At 35.2% G+C, this 15,045-nt stretch carries 11 protein-coding genes and 1 tRNA gene; 11 read left to right on the forward strand and 1 reads right to left on the reverse strand.

The genetic code is table 11. The features are described from left to right. The first annotated feature begins 5 nt into the window (after positions 1–5). The 8 genes from BUA73_RS07240 to ligA all read left to right on the forward strand — a co-directional run bounded on the left by BUA73_RS07240 (position 6) and on the right by ligA (position 11,856). The gene (locus BUA73_RS07240) at positions 6–1,202 is read left to right on the forward strand and encodes a phosphoglycerate kinase (protein WP_072903453.1); all 1,197 of its coding nucleotides are present in this window, start codon (positions 6–8) and stop codon (positions 1,200–1,202) included. Between the two features lie 73 nt (positions 1,203–1,275). Further along, positions 1,276–2,028: a triose-phosphate isomerase gene (tpiA, locus tag BUA73_RS07245; protein ID WP_072903454.1), complete on the forward strand. Its 753-nt coding sequence runs from the start codon at positions 1,276–1,278 to the stop codon at positions 2,026–2,028. A 41-nt stretch (positions 2,029–2,069) separates the two neighbouring features. Then, on the forward strand, positions 2,070–3,608 hold the full coding sequence (gpmI, locus tag BUA73_RS07250; RefSeq protein ID WP_072903455.1) for a 2,3-bisphosphoglycerate-independent phosphoglycerate mutase: 1,539 nt from the start codon (positions 2,070–2,072) through the stop codon (positions 3,606–3,608). Between the two features lie 38 nt (positions 3,609–3,646). Continuing rightward, the gene (gene eno, locus BUA73_RS07255) at positions 3,647–4,948 is read left to right on the forward strand and encodes a phosphopyruvate hydratase (RefSeq protein WP_072903456.1); all 1,302 of its coding nucleotides are present in this window, start codon (positions 3,647–3,649) and stop codon (positions 4,946–4,948) included. A 187-nt stretch (positions 4,949–5,135) separates the two neighbouring features. Further along, on the forward strand, positions 5,136–5,366 hold the full coding sequence (gene secG, locus BUA73_RS07260; protein ID WP_178139237.1) for a preprotein translocase subunit SecG: 231 nt from the start codon (positions 5,136–5,138) through the stop codon (positions 5,364–5,366). Between the two features lie 32 nt (positions 5,367–5,398). After that, positions 5,399–7,438: a sodium-translocating pyrophosphatase gene (locus BUA73_RS07265; protein ID WP_072903458.1), complete on the forward strand. Its 2,040-nt coding sequence runs from the start codon at positions 5,399–5,401 to the stop codon at positions 7,436–7,438. A gap of 170 nt (positions 7,439–7,608) precedes the next feature. Continuing rightward, positions 7,609–9,825: a DNA helicase PcrA gene (pcrA, locus tag BUA73_RS07270; RefSeq protein ID WP_072903459.1), complete on the forward strand. Its 2,217-nt coding sequence runs from the start codon at positions 7,609–7,611 to the stop codon at positions 9,823–9,825. Positions 9,826–9,843: 18 nt separating this feature from the next. After that, positions 9,844–11,856 (forward strand): NAD-dependent DNA ligase LigA, encoded by a 2,013-nt coding sequence (ligA, locus tag BUA73_RS07275; RefSeq protein WP_072903460.1) that lies wholly within the window; start codon positions 9,844–9,846, stop codon positions 11,854–11,856. Positions 11,857–11,962: 106 nt separating this feature from the next. On the opposite strand, the gene BUA73_RS07280 is transcribed toward ligA, so the two are convergent. Then, on the reverse strand, positions 11,963–13,438 hold the full coding sequence (locus BUA73_RS07280) for a hypothetical protein (protein WP_072903461.1): 1,476 nt from the start codon (positions 13,436–13,438) through the stop codon (positions 11,963–11,965). 149 nt (positions 13,439–13,587) lie between these two features. On the opposite strand from BUA73_RS07280, the gene BUA73_RS07285 reads away from it, so the two are divergent. From BUA73_RS07285 to BUA73_RS07295, 3 genes are all read left to right on the forward strand, one after another. Continuing rightward, entirely contained in the window at positions 13,588–14,202 is a 615-nt protein-coding gene (locus BUA73_RS07285) for an XTP/dITP diphosphatase (protein WP_072903462.1), read from the forward strand. 22 nt (positions 14,203–14,224) lie between these two features. Then, the gene (locus BUA73_RS07290) at positions 14,225–14,698 is read left to right on the forward strand and encodes a metallophosphoesterase (RefSeq protein ID WP_072903463.1); all 474 of its coding nucleotides are present in this window, start codon (positions 14,225–14,227) and stop codon (positions 14,696–14,698) included. Positions 14,699–14,969: 271 nt separating this feature from the next. Beyond that, positions 14,970–15,045: transfer RNA gene (locus BUA73_RS07295), tRNA-Pro, on the forward strand.

Here is a 15,045-nt window from a genome sequence, read left to right on the forward strand (position 1 = left end):
TCATTATGAGCTTTAATAAAAAAACTATTGATGATTTAAATGTGACTAATAAAAGAGTCCTTGTGAGATGTGACTTTAACGTGCCATTGGATGGAGAAAAAATCACAGATGAAAACCGTCTTGTTGGAGCGTTGCCAACTATAAAGCATCTCATAGATGAAAATGCCAAGGTTATACTTTGCTCTCATCTTGGAAAACCAAAAGGACAGCCCAAAAAAGAATTGTCATTATTACCTGTAGCTAAAAGGTTATCTCAGCTTTTAAATAAAGATGTTAAATTTGCAGATGATGATACAGTGGTGGGAGAAAATGCTAAAAAAATCCTATCAGAAATGCAAGCAGGTGACGTGATGCTGCTTCAAAACACTCGTTATAGAGCGGAAGAAGAAAAAAATTTAGATAGCTTTTCAGAAGAGCTTGCGTCTTTGGGAGAAATCTACGTGAACGACGCTTTTGGAACAGCTCATAGAGCACATTGTTCTACAGTAGGAGTCACCAAGTTCATAAAAGAATGTGCTTGTGGATATCTTATTCAAAAGGAATTAAAATTTCTCGGTGAAGCAGTGAACAATCCAGAAAGACCTTTTGTTGCAGTGCTTGGTGGAGCAAAGGTTTCTGATAAAATAAATGTTATAAACAATCTTTTAGACAAAGTAGATGTTTTGATAATAGGCGGAGGCATGGCATATACCTTCCTTAAAGCACAGGGATACAATATAGGAACTTCTCTTCTCGAAGAGGATAAGATAAATTACGCTTTGGATATGGTAAAGAAAGCTGAAGAAAAGGGAGTAAAATTATTGCTACCAGTAGATTTCGTTATAGCTAAAGAGTTTTCAAGGGATGCAGAAGCCTTAGTAACAGAAGATAGAAATATTTTAGATGGATACATGGGTCTCGATGTAGGGCCAAAGACAAGAGAGCTATTTGCTAGTGAAATAAAAAATGCAAAGACTGTTATATGGAATGGACCTCTTGGTGTATTTGAATTTGAGAAGTTTGCAGAAGGAACAAAATCTATGGCAAAGGCATTATCAGAAGTAAATGGCACCACAGTAATTGGCGGTGGTGATAGTGCAGCGGCAGTAAACCAGTTAGGTTTTGGAGACAAAATGACTCATATATCTACAGGTGGTGGAGCTTCATTGGAGTTCTTAGAAGGTAAAGAATTGCCAGGTATTGTAGCTTTAAATGACAAATAATAATGATAAATAAACTATAAAATAAAAAATAAAGGGTTCCCTGTGGAATTCCCTAGGAAAATGAGGTGTAGAAATGAGAAAACCCATTATAGCTGGAAACTGGAAGATGAATAAAACTATTTCTGATGCAGTGAAATTTGTGGAAGAATTAAAGCCTATGGCTTCAGACTCTCAATGCGAAGTGGTTATATGTCCTAGCTTTGTTTGCCTTAGCAGCGTTATAGAGGCTGCTAGAGGAAGCAATATAAAAGTTGGTGCACAGAATATGCATTTCGAAGAAAATGGTGCCTTCACTGGGGAGGTTTCACCTGAGATGATTTCAAAAATGGGCGTTCAGTACGTAATCATCGGTCACAGTGAGAGACGTGAGTATTTCAATGAAACAGATGAAACTGTAAATAAGAAAATTATTAAAGCCTTTGAACACAATCTCATTCCAATTCTTTGTGTAGGTGAAACTTTAAAAGAAAGGGAAAACGACATAACCAAAGAAGTGATAGGAAGGCAGATAAAACTTGATATGGCAGGTTTAAAATCTGAAGATGTAAAAAACATGGTAATAGCCTATGAGCCAATATGGGCAATAGGTACAGGAAAAACTGCCACAGCAGAAGATGCAAACAATACTATTTCTTATATAAGAGATGTAATTTGTAGCTTATTTGGGCAAGATTCAGCTAACAGCGTAAGAATTCTCTATGGTGGCTCTGTTAAATCTTCTACAATAAAAGAGCAAATGAGCATGGAACACATTGATGGAGGGCTTGTGGGTGGAGCAAGTCTTAAGGCAGATGAGTTTAGTAAAATCATATGTTTTGAAAAATAGAAGATAAATTGAAGGAAACTAAAATATATGGAGGTCTTTTGATGGATAGGAAACCTGTTATGCTAATGATACTGGATGGATTTGGTGTATCTGAGAATACAGTAGGCAATGCAGTATACAGTGCAGACAATAGAAACTATGACGATTATTACAACACTTATCCTCATACTACTCTTAAAGCTAGTGGTCTTGATGTAGGACTTCCCCAAGGGCAAATGGGAAATTCAGAGGTAGGACATCTTAACATTGGTGCAGGTAGGGTAATATATCAGCAGCTTACTAGAATAACAAAGGATATAGAAGAGGGAGCGTTCTTTCAAAAAGAAGCTCTCAACCAATGCATTGACAAAGCTATACAATCTAATAAGTCTGTTCATCTTATTGGACTTTTATCTGATGGAGGAGTGCATTCACATATCAACCATTTAAAAGCTCTTATTAAGTTATGCAAATTAAAGAAAGCAGAAAGAGTATATTTACATGCTGTTTTGGACGGAAGAGATGTGCCACCAAAGTCAGCTTTAAAGTATATAAAGGAAATTGAGTCCTATATGGATGAGATGAAAACAGGCGTAATCGCTACAGTATCAGGAAGATATTATGCCATGGACCGAGACAATCGCTGGGATAGGGTAGAAAAAGCTTATGATGCTATGGTATTATCAAAGGGTGAAAAATCAATTAGTGCTACTGAAGCAGTGGAAAAATCTTACCAAATGGATGTAACTGATGAGTTTGTACTTCCTACCATTATTGTGCAGGATAAGAATGAAACTGCTAAAATTCAGCAAGGTGACTCTGTGATATTCTTTAATTTTAGGCCAGATAGGGCCCGTGAAATTACAAGAGCATTAAATGACAGAGAATTCCATGGCTTTGAAAGAAAGACTATGGACTTGAATTATGTTTGTATGACGGAGTATGACAAAACAATTGAAAATGTCACTGTGGTTTATCCTCAAGAGTCATACAATAACACTCTTGGACAGTATGTGAGCTCTAAGGGATTAAGTCAACTTAGAATTGCAGAAACAGAGAAATATGCTCACGTTACATTCTTTTTCAATGGTGGCGTAGAAGAGCCTAATAAGGGTGAGGACAGAATATTGGTTCCATCTCCTAAGGTGGCTACTTACGACCTTAAACCCGAAATGAGTGCACCAGAAGTTACTGAGAAGCTACTTGTGGCTATTGATGATGAAAAGTACGATCTTATAATATTAAATTATGCTAATCCAGATATGGTGGGTCACACTGGAGATATGAGAGCAGCGGTAAAGGCTATAGAGGCAGTGGATTATTGCCTGGGAAAAGTTGTAGAAAAAATGCTCTTAAAAAATGGAACGGTATTTATAACTGCAGACCATGGAAACAGCGAGGAAATGGTAGACCTAAATACAGGAAAACCAATGACAGCCCACACTACCAATGAAGTCCCATTTTTGTGGATTAGCAATGAATCAAAGAACGGTAAATTAAGAGAAAATGGTATACTAGCTGACATAGCCCCTACAATTCTTCACGTCATGGGGTTATGCAAACCTACAGAGATGACTGGAATTTCTCTTATTAATAGTTGACAATATAAAAACAATAAAAATAATTTGGAGGTTTTTTTATGAAAAATTATATAGAAATCGTTAATGTACATGCAAGACAAATCCTTGACTCTAGAGCATTTCCAACTGTAGAGGTTGAAGTTACTTTGGAAGATGGAACTATCGGAAGAGCTGCTGTTCCTTCAGGTGCATCTACAGGAATGTTTGAAGCAGTAGAGCTAAGGGATGGAGACAAATCATACTACAATGGGAAAAGTGTTAGAACTGCTGTAAACAACATCAATACTATAATAGCCGATGAATTAGAAGGAATGAACGTTTTAGATCAAGTTTCTATCGATAAAACTATGATATCTCTTGATGGTACAAAAAATAAAGGAAAGCTAGGTGCCAATGCAACTCTTGGGGTTTCTCTTGCTTGTGCAAATGCTGCAGCCCAGTATTTAGGTATGAGTTTATATCAGTATATTGGAGGAGTAAATGCTAAGGTTCTTCCAGTTCCTATGATGAATATAATGAACGGTGGAAAGCATGCTGACAATAATGTGGACCTTCAAGAATTTATGATAATGCCTGTGGGTGCGGAAAGCTTCAGCGAAGCTTTGAGAATGTGTGCAGAGGTTTATCATTCATTAAAAGCAATATTAAAAGAAAAGGGAATGTCTACTGGTGTAGGAGATGAAGGTGGATTTGCTCCAAATCTGAATTCTAATGAAGAAGCTATTTCTACTATAATAGAGGCTATTAAAAAGGCAGATTATGAGCCAGGAAAGGATATATTCATAGCTCTTGACCCTGCATCTTCAGAATTCTTTAACTCAGATACAAATATGTATGAATTAAAGGGTGAAGGCAAGACTCTTACTCCAGCTGAGATGGTGGATTTTTATGTTGATTTAGTAAATAAGTATCCAATAATCTCTATTGAAGATGGTATGGCAGAAGAAGACTGGGAAGGTTGGAAGCTTATCACTGATAAGATAGGCAATAGAGTTCAGCTTGTGGGTGACGATTTATTTGTTACTAACACTGAAAGGTTAGAAAGAGGAATAAAAACTAGAACTGCCAATTCAATACTAATAAAGTTGAATCAGATTGGTACATTGACAGAAACATTAAATGCCATAGAGATGGCAGAAAGAGCTGGATACACAGCAGTTGTTTCCCATAGATCAGGAGAAACTGAGGACACCACTATAGCTGACTTAGTAGTTGCTGTTAATGCTGGACAGATAAAGACAGGAGCTCCTGCTAGATCTGAGAGAGTAGCAAAATACAATCAATTGCTTAGAATTGAAGAAGAACTTGGAGATATGGCTGAGTACAGAGGTATGAAGACATTCTACAATATAAATAGATAAGATTTTAAAGTGCCTTTCCCTTGAAATAAAACAAGGGTGAGGCACTTTAACAATATAATAAAATAAGCACAGGGCATAATCTTGTAAATGAAGTTGTTATATGCTAAAATATACGTAAATGAAGTAATAATTAGCTAAACCTTTTATATCAATGAATGTAAATAAAATAAGTTTGGAGGTGTTCACAGTGGCTTTATTTTTAAAAATTGCTCTAGTTGTAATTTCTATTATACTAATAGTATCAATTATAATGCAACCTAGTAAAAGTCAAGGATTAAACAGTATTATTTCCGGTGGAAATGAAAACTATTTTTCCAAAAACAAGGTTAAAACTAGAGAAAAAACTTTAGAAAAAGTAACATCTGTAAGTGCATTTTTATTTGCTGTTATAGTATTATTAATGCACAGGTACAGTTAACGCAAGTTAATAACTTTTAGGGGGAAGCGAAAATGTCATGGAATAATATCATTGTAATATCTTGTGGTGTACTAGCTCTAATAGTAGCTTTTGTATTTAGTTCAGTTATTGCAAAACAATCATCAGGAAATGACAAAATGAAAGAAATCGCTAATTCAATTCACGACGGAGCTATGGCTTTTTTAACAAGAGAATATAAATATTTATTTGTTTTTGTTGTGTTTATTGCCCTAATTATGATTTTAGTACCTTCACTTGGATGGAAGACATCGATATCATTCATATTAGGTTCTCTTTTTTCAATATTAGCTGGGTACTTTGGCATGAGAGTTGCTACAAAAGCAAACGTACGTACTGCTGAGGCAGCTCGAATGGGCCAAGGACCTGCATTGAAAATTGCTTTTTCAGGCGGTGCCGTAATGGGACTGTCAGTTGTAGGTTTAGGAGTTTTAGGTCTAATTATAATATACATTGCATTTGATGGAAATCCAAACTATTTAACTGGTTTTGGATTAGGTGCTAGTTCTATTGCTTTATTTGCACGTGTTGGCGGTGGTATATACACAAAAGCTGCTGACGTGGGTGCTGATTTGGTTGGTAAAGTTGAAGCAGGTATACCTGAAGATGATCCAAGAAACCCAGCTGTAATTGCCGACAATGTGGGCGATAATGTGGGGGATGTAGCAGGTATGGGCGCGGATTTGTTTGAATCTTATGTAGGTTCGATAATTTCTGCAATAGCCTTAGGAGCTGCTTTAGTTTCCAATGATTTAATGAATAAAGATTGTATAATCTTCCCGTTGATACTTTCTGCTGCTGGTATATTGGCATCTATAATTGGTGTATTCATAGCTAGAAATAGCAAGTGTAAGAACCCACAATCATCTCTTAATATGGGAACTTACATCGGTGGAATTCTTGTTATAATATGTTCAGCTGCATTAAGTAAGTATTTCTTTGACGGTTTTAAAGAATTTATTGCTATTGGCTCAGGGTTACTAGTAGGTATAATAATCGGTAAAATAACAGAAATATACACCTCAGCTGATTATAAATATGTAAAAAAGATTGCTCAGCAGTCACAAACTGGTGCTGCAACTACAATTATTTCTGGACTTGCAGTTGGAATGCAGTCTACTTTAATACCAATAATTTTAATTGGTATTGGTGTTATTGTGGCGTTTTTTGCCATGGGAGGAGCTGAAGAAAGCCTTAGAGGATTATATGGTATATCTTTAGCAGCTGTAGGTATGTTGTCAACTACAGGTCTTACTGTAGCTGTAGATGCCTATGGACCTATTGCAGATAATGCAGGTGGTATTGCAGAAATGTCTGGATTGCCTGAAAGTGTAAGAGAGGTAACCGATAAGCTGGATTCAGTTGGAAATACAACTGCAGCCATCGGAAAAGGATTTGCCATTGGTTCCGCAGCTCTTACAGCATTGGGCTTGTTTGCATCTTATGCACAGGCAACAAACATTGATTCCATCGATCTGTTGAAACCACTTACCTTGGTCGGACTTTTGATAGGTTCAATGCTTCCATTCTTATTTAGTGCACTTACCATGGAATCTGTGGGAAAAGCGGCAAATGAAATGATTGAAGAAGTTAGGAGACAGTTTAAAGAGCATCCAGGTATTATGGAAGGAAAAGAAAAACCAGATTATAAGACCTGTGTTGATATATCCACAAAAGCGGCTTTAAAAGAAATGCTTTTGCCAGGGGCTCTTGCTATTGGGGTTCCGCTCTTAATAGGATTTTTACTAGGAGTTGAGGCTCTTGCAGGATTAATAGCTGGTGGAGTTTCATCTGGTGTATTGTTGGCCATTATGATGTCAAACTCAGGTGGTGCTTGGGATAATGCAAAGAAGTATATTGAAGGTGGAGCATACGGTGGTAAAGGAAGCGAAACTCATAAAGCTGGTGTTGTTGGTGACACTGTTGGAGATCCATTTAAGGATACTTCAGGACCTTCATTAAATATATTAATAAAACTTATGACTATTGTATCTCTAGTGTTTGCTCCAGTAATATTAAAATTTGGAGGAATACTTCTTGACTTATTAAAGTAGTCTTATTTACAAATTGATAATAAAGGTATAATCATTACTTGTTATTTTATTTAAAAAGGTTGCCATGGCAGCCTTTTTTCTTTTTGAATAAATATAATATGAAAGTGGCAATAATTTAAAAATGGATTATGGTATAATTAGAATATGTTATGCAAAGGAGTGAAAGAGAAATGAACTTAAAAGAACTATTGAACAAAGAACAATATGAAGCAGCTATGACCATAGAGGGGCCACTTCTCATACTTGCTGGTGCTGGATCCGGCAAAACAAGAGTGCTTACATATAGAATTGCCCACATGCTAGAAGATTTGGATATACGTCCATATGAAATTCTTGCCATAACATTCACAAATAAAGCGGCTGGAGAAATGAGAGAAAGGGTAAAAAAACTTGTAGGTGAAATAGCGGACAGTATGTGGATTTCTACATTTCACTCTACATGTGTCAGAATTCTAAGAAGAGAAATTGATAAGCTTAACTACAGCAAAAATTTTACCATATACGACTCTTACGATCAAAAGGCATTACTTAAGCAATGTATGAAAGAGCTTAATATAAACGATAAAGATATCAGCGACAAGGAAATAGGAAGTAAAATTTCCAATTGTAAAAATGAACTGGAAAGTGCAACTCAGTATAAATTAAGAAATCAGGGGGATTTTAGAAAATCAAAAATAGCAGATGTTTATCTTTTGTATGAAAAAAAGCTTAAAGCTAACAATGCGTTGGATTTTGACGATCTTATTTTTAAGACCGTTGTTTTATTTAAAAAATTCCCTGATGTATTGGAATTCTACCAGAGAAAATTTAGGTATATAATGATAGATGAATACCAGGATACAAATTCATCTCAATATGAACTAGTTAAAATGCTAGCAGAAATGCATAAAAACATATGCGTAGTTGGTGATGATGATCAATGCATTTACGAATGGAGAGGGGCAAACATACAAAACATTCTTGGGTTTGAAAAGGATTTTAAAGGGGCAAAAGTGGTTAAACTTGAGCAAAATTATCGTTCGAAGGGTACTATTTTAGATGCGGCCAACGGAGTTATAAAAAACAATGCCCAGCGAAAGGATAAGGTTCTTAGAGGAACTCAAGAGGAAGGTGAAAAAATAGGCATATACAGAGCCTACTCTGATAGAGATGAGGCAGCCTTTGTTGCAAATAAAATAAGTGAGTTACGCAAGGAAAGTGAGTATAAATACAGAGATATGGCAATACTCTATAGAATGAACTCTCAATCTAGACTTTTTGAGGAAAGCCTTAGAAAAAACAATATTCCTTATAGGATATATGGGGGACTTAAGTTCTATGACAGAAAAGAAATAAAGGACATTCTAGCGTATTTAAAGGTGATAAACAATGAATTAGATGATATAAGTATGCAAAGAATAATAAATGTACCAAAAAGGAGCATAGGTGATACAACTGTAAGTAAGTTATTAGACTATTGCAATACCACCGGTGAATGCTTGTACAGCAGTATTTTAGATGCAGCATTTATTCCGGGCCTTTCACCTAGAACTGTATCTACCATAAGTAAATTTTCTATTATGATGACAGAATTTATGGAAGTTAAAAATACCATACCTGTGTCTCAGCTTATAATAAATATTTTAGAAACTACAGGCTACCTTACGGAATTAAAGAAATCAAAGGATCCAGATGATGAGAGTAGAGTGGAAAACCTTAAGGAATTTGTATCAGAGGCCGTTGAATTTGAAAATGCTTCCGATGATAAATCCTTGGCAGCTTTCCTAGAAAAGGTAACGCTTGTAGCAGATGTGGACAATTACGATGAGGAGGCTGACAGCGTAGTTCTTATGACCATACACAGTGCAAAAGGACTTGAGTTTCCAGTGGTATTCATGGTGGGGATGGAGAATGGAATATTCCCTAGTGATGCTTGTTTCAGCAATTTGTCGGAGATGGAAGAGGCTAGAAGATTATGCTATGTTGCCATAACCAGGGCAAAGGAAAAGCTGTACATGACATCTGCAGAGAATAGAATTGTATTTGGCCGCCCAACTTCATACACTCAATCGGATTTTTTGTGTGAAATTCCCCAGACATTGAAAATTCCATTAAACGAAGGATCCAATAGAGAAGTAAATGTTTTTAGGAGAAACAGATATGAGGGCCAAGGCTACTATAAAAATAATACAACACCAAATATAGAACAAAATAGGGAAAATAGAATTGTGAAAAAATCTGAACAATGCGAGTTTGTAGTTGGGCGGAAGGTTAGGCACGCTATATTTGGTATAGGAACAATAGTTGCTGTATCGACGGGAGATGGGGACACCTTTGTAACCATCGCGTTTGATAACAAAGGCGTGAAAAAACTCAGCTTAACGGTGGCACCTTTAGAAGTCATATAATTTGGAGGGGCGTTTTAAATGGACAATTTAAATAGTAAACATGAAGAACAGAGAATAATAGAATTAAGGAAATTGATAGAGTATCACAATGACAGGTATTACAACTTGGATGATCCTGAAATAAGCGATTTTGAGTATGATAAATTGACTCAGGAATTAAAGGCATTAGAAAATAAGTATCCAGAATACGCGTCCAATTTTTCTCCATCACAAAAAGTAGGAGGAACAGCAAAAAGAGAATTGAGAAAAGCTGAGCACGATGTTCCTGTTATAAGCTTATCTGATGTATTTTCAAAGGCAGAGGTAATATCTTTTGTAGAAAAAATGAGGGAGGAGCTTGGCCCCGATACTAAGTTTGTCGTAGAGAAGAAAATAGATGGTTTATCAGTGGTTCTTAGGTATTATCAAGGGGTGTTTAAAGAAGGAATCACTAGAGGCGATGGCCTTGTGGGTGAATCTGTCTACGAAAACCTCCTTGAAATAAAATCCATACCAAAGGAGATTCCTGCAAAGCTACCTTACCTTGAGGTAAGAGGAGAGGTGTATTTGTCTAATGAGAACTTTAGATTAGTAAATGAAAAGCAGGAAGAAATGGACAAAAAGCTATTTGCAAATCCTCGAAATTGCGCTGCAGGAACCTTAAGACAGTTAGATCCAACCATTGTAAGAGAAAGACAACTCGACATATTTGTTTTCAATTTAGAAGTATGTGATGGAATGGAATTTAAATCTCATTCACAAAGTCTTCAGTGGTTAGAAGAACAGGGTTTTACTGTTAGCCCTGGTTACTATATATGCAATACTTGCGATGAAGTGTGGAACGCCATTGAGACCATAGGAAAAGAAAGATGGAACTTATCACATGGTATAGACGGTGCAGTAGTAAAAGTAGATGATTTGAACCACAGAAAACGACTTGGCAACACAAGTAAAGTACCAAGATGGGCTGTAGCCTATAAGTATCCACCAGAGGAAAAAAACACTGTGGTGGAAGATATAACTATACAGGTGGGTAGAACTGGAAGACTAAGTCCTCTTGCTATTTTAAAACCTGTGCGTCTTGCAGGCACTACAGTAAGCAAAGCAACTTTGCACAATCAAGATTATATAAAGGATAAAGACGTTAGGATAGGGGATACAGTGCTTGTAAGAAAGGCTGGAGATATTATTCCAGAAGTTATAAAGGTTGTCATGGAAAAAAGACCACAAGGTACTGAACCATATTTTATTCCGGATACCTGTCCAATATGCGGTTCTAAAACAGAGCGAGATAAGGATGGTGCTCACACTCATTGTACCAATCCTGAATGCTCGGCGAAATCTCTTAAGGGAATAATTTATTTTGCCTCAAAAAATGCCATGGATATAGAAGGTCTTGGTCCTAGCACTGTGGAGGAACTTATAAACCATGGTTACATTAAGGATATATCAGATTTGTATCGTTTAGCTCCTTATAAGGATGAACTGATAGAAAAGGGCATTATCGGCAAAAAAAAGTCAGTGGAAAATCTCCTTAGAGCTGTAGAAAAATCAAAGGAAAACGATATAGATAAGCTTATTACTGGATTTGGAATAAAAAATGTAGGAAAGCAAGCAGCGAGAACCTTGGCAGCTTATTTCAACAATATGCAGGAAGTTACAAAAGCAAGTTACGATGTGTTAATTAAATTGCCTGATTTTGGGGATACCATGGCAAAGGATATTATACAATTCTTTTCTAAGGAAAAAAATCTTTTGATCATAGATAAACTTTATGATGCCGGTGTAAATATGACTTCAAAAATAAACGAATCTAAGAAGGACGATAGATTTGCAGGTAAAACTTTTGTTTTGACGGGAACCTTAGAAGTATATACAAGAGACGAAGCATCTGAAATCATCCAAAACTTTGGAGGAAAAGTTAGCGGTTCTGTCAGCAAAAAGACATCATATGTTCTAGCTGGTGAAGAGGCGGGAAGTAAGCTAACAAAGGCCAAGGACCTTGGAGTTGAAGTAATAAGTGAAGAGCAATTTAAGGGCATGATCTCATAAATTTAAAAGAAAGTGCATTCTAGAGATTAAGAATAGCACTTTCTTTTTTTTCATAAACTATAAATACTGCTAACAGATATTAGTGAAACTAAAGCTCCGCTAAATTCTAAGAATCTTGATTATTATTGGAAAAATAATTTTGTAAAAAAACATTGAGGAAGAAAATATACATATTTCTGCTGCTATCAAAGTTGCATTTACTTACCTTGAATTCAAATTTTTTTGTATTGATGTACAAATGCTTTAGAAAAACAGGAGCTACTTCTCTTTCCTCTGGTGTTGGGATGGTGCTTAACCTGAAGTGTTCATCATCTAACAAGTCTTCGCTTTTCTTAGAAAAATTTTTATACCTTTCAGGAGAATTTAAATTGGGAACTTGAGGCCAACTAGGGATAAGACCTGAATTTACAATGGATTTTTTAAAAATATTTTCAATAATTTGCTCTACATCATCATCTCCATTGATATATGAATGCAAATAAAGTGCATAAATGTATGTCATTATTTCATCACTAGCATATTCTATGGTTTTTCCAGAACTGGTTTTATTAAAAATACACATTTTATCGTCATAAAGAGAAACCAATTCATTTATTAAGGAATTTGAAAACTTTTTAGCTTTTTCAAAGTTGAAATAATGTACCATAAACAATGACACAATAGATAACAATGATTTATTTAAAATGTACTCATATTTTGTAATGATAGAAATGTTGCTGTACTCTTCGCAGATGAGATCGTATAGGTCAAAAATCAAAGATTTACAATCTTCATTGTTAGAATACTGATAAAATATACAAAGATAAAAGCAAATTTTAATCTTTTCTCCGTAGGTTAAATTATATATACTTTCCCTATAGTCTACTAACATATTCAAGATGTCCAAGGCAAAGTCTACATATTGATTTTTAGTTATTTTATTGCCATTATTTAAATTATCATCCTGGGTATTGTCATCGTTTTTGCTCTCTTTTTTTGATCTAGAATTGAGGTAGCTTTCCATGGAACCTAATTTGTAGTATGCACACATCATAAGTGCTTGCTCAGAGAGCTTATAAGGGGATTTCTTTTCTTCAAAATCAGCCTTTGACACAAACATATCTGATATATGTTTTTTGTCAGTGAAAAACCCTTGGGTATTTCTAAGATGCATGGCGTAAAAGTCTAGTTGAAGTTTGGAAAGTTGATGGTATATGTTGCGGAAAACACCTTTGTCTTTGTCAGCAGTGGACATTAGCTTGTAGTAATCACATAATTCCATAAGAGCTAAGGTCATAAATCCATTGCTAGATATAAGTATATCTTTTTTTGCCTTTTCACTATTCCACATAAGTTTATCGTTTTCAAAGGAAAGTTTAGCACTACATTTCCTGTACATGCATATAAGAGGAGAGGAAGATCTGATGAAATTAAAATCATTTTTGTCAATGCTTTTCCCTAATTCATGTGGAGGTATGCTTATTCCACACTTTGATTCAAATACTAAATTGTGTACACTCTCTTTACTTAAGTAAAAGAGCTGATGAAGTATGCTTTCTTTGCTTAATGTATTAATTTTTAAAAATGGGCCAATAAATTTCAAAATATCACCGCCTATAGTAATCCTTACTGAAATAATATGAGATGAAAAATGAAAAGTTGCCAAATTTCTTATATATTAATTATAAATATGTATATTTTCATTACATGTGATAAAATAATTCTGTAACTAAAAATTTTGTGAGGTGCATTATGAGAGAATTAATTATAGCCAGTAATAATGAAGGTAAAATACAAGAGATAAAAGAAATATTAAAGGAATTTGAGTTCAATATAAAGTCGTTAAAGGAGGCTAATATTTTTATTGATGTAGAGGAAACAGGAAAAACCTTCGCCGAAAATGCTTATATTAAGGCTAAAGCAATTTACGACATGACAAATGAGTGTGCTGTGTTAGCAGATGATTCGGGGTTAGAAGTTGATTATCTAAGCGGCGAACCGGGAGTATTATCTGCTAGATATGCTGGGGAGCATGGAAATGACGAAAAAAATAATATGAAATTAATTGAAAATATGAAGGGTGTACCAGAAGAATTGAGAACAGCAAAGTTCCTGTGCCATATGGTATTGATTTTGGAGAATGGTCAGGTTTTAGAATCAGAAGGACAGGTTTTAGGGAAGATTTTAAAGGAATTAAGAGGCCAGGGTGGTTTTGGGTATGATCCTTTGTTTTACGTGGAGAAATACGGCAAAACCTTTGCAGAATTCACACTGGAGGAAAAAGATGAAATAAGTCATAGAGGAAGAGCTTTGGAAGGACTAAAAAAGGCACTGAAAGAATACCACGAAAATTACATAGTAAAATAATTTTTTCTTTGGAGAGTTTATCATGATAATATCTATAATAAGCGATACACACAGAGATATTGAAAGTATGAGAAAATCCTTGGATATGGTGAAAAAATCCAACACAATCATTCACCTTGGGGATAATGTAGAAGATGTAGAATTTTATAAAAGGAATTTTAGTGAAGCGATATTTTATGTTAAAGGCAATTGCGATTTAGGAAGTAAAATAAAAACAGAAGAGATTATAGAAATGTGTGGTAAAAGAATTTTTATCACACACGGACATAATTATAACGTAAAGTACGGCTTACTAAATTTAAAATATAAGGCTATGCAAGAAGATGCAAATATTGTTTTATATGGACATACACATAAAGCAGAAATAACCTTTGAGCAAGGGATATGGTTTATAAATCCAGGTAGCCTATGCAAGCCTCTATATGGCAACAGGAGTTTTGCCACCATTGGAATCAGAGATTCAAAAATAATACCATATATCAATGAGGTAAAATGAAGTATTTTAAATTATTAAATTATTTGTTGTAACTCAAGTTATTCCAATGTTTTAGCACTTTTATGTCAAAAAACCGAAAAAAAAATAAATTTAAAGTATTGACGAATTAATTCATATAGTGTACAATAATCCTTGTCGTTACGGCACAGGGTTGCTGAAACAGCCAATATATTTTAGCTTTGAAATAGAGTTGACAAAGCAAAATATAGAGCAAAAAAACCTTGACAAATGACAAACAGTAATGTAAAATACATGATGTTGACGGAGTTACCGGGGTGTAGCGCAGATGGGAGCGCGCGTGGTTTGGGACCATGAGGTCGCAGGTTCAATCCCTGTCACCCCGACCA

Source organism: Hathewaya proteolytica DSM 3090, assembly GCF_900142225.1.
Classification (GTDB): Bacteria; Bacillota; Clostridia; order Clostridiales; family Clostridiaceae; genus Hathewaya; species Hathewaya proteolytica.

What these genes read in the sequence shown, in the direction of transcription:
- BUA73_RS07240 (WP_072903453.1), top strand. Translation starts at nt 6, where the DNA reads ATGAGCTTTAATAAAAAAACTATTGATGATTTAAATGTGACTAATAAA.
- tpiA (WP_072903454.1), top strand. Translation starts at nt 1,276, where the DNA reads ATGAGAAAACCCATTATAGCTGGAAACTGGAAGATGAATAAAACTATT.
- gpmI (WP_072903455.1), top strand. Translation starts at nt 2,070, where the DNA reads ATGGATAGGAAACCTGTTATGCTAATGATACTGGATGGATTTGGTGTA.
- eno (WP_072903456.1), top strand. Translation starts at nt 3,647, where the DNA reads ATGAAAAATTATATAGAAATCGTTAATGTACATGCAAGACAAATCCTT.
- BUA73_RS07265 (WP_072903458.1), top strand. Translation starts at nt 5,399, where the DNA reads ATGTCATGGAATAATATCATTGTAATATCTTGTGGTGTACTAGCTCTA.
- pcrA (WP_072903459.1), top strand. Translation starts at nt 7,609, where the DNA reads ATGAACTTAAAAGAACTATTGAACAAAGAACAATATGAAGCAGCTATG.
- ligA (WP_072903460.1), top strand. Translation starts at nt 9,844, where the DNA reads ATGGACAATTTAAATAGTAAACATGAAGAACAGAGAATAATAGAATTA.
- BUA73_RS07285 (WP_072903462.1), top strand. Translation starts at nt 13,588, where the DNA reads ATGAGAGAATTAATTATAGCCAGTAATAATGAAGGTAAAATACAAGAG.
- BUA73_RS07290 (WP_072903463.1), top strand. Translation starts at nt 14,225, where the DNA reads ATGATAATATCTATAATAAGCGATACACACAGAGATATTGAAAGTATG.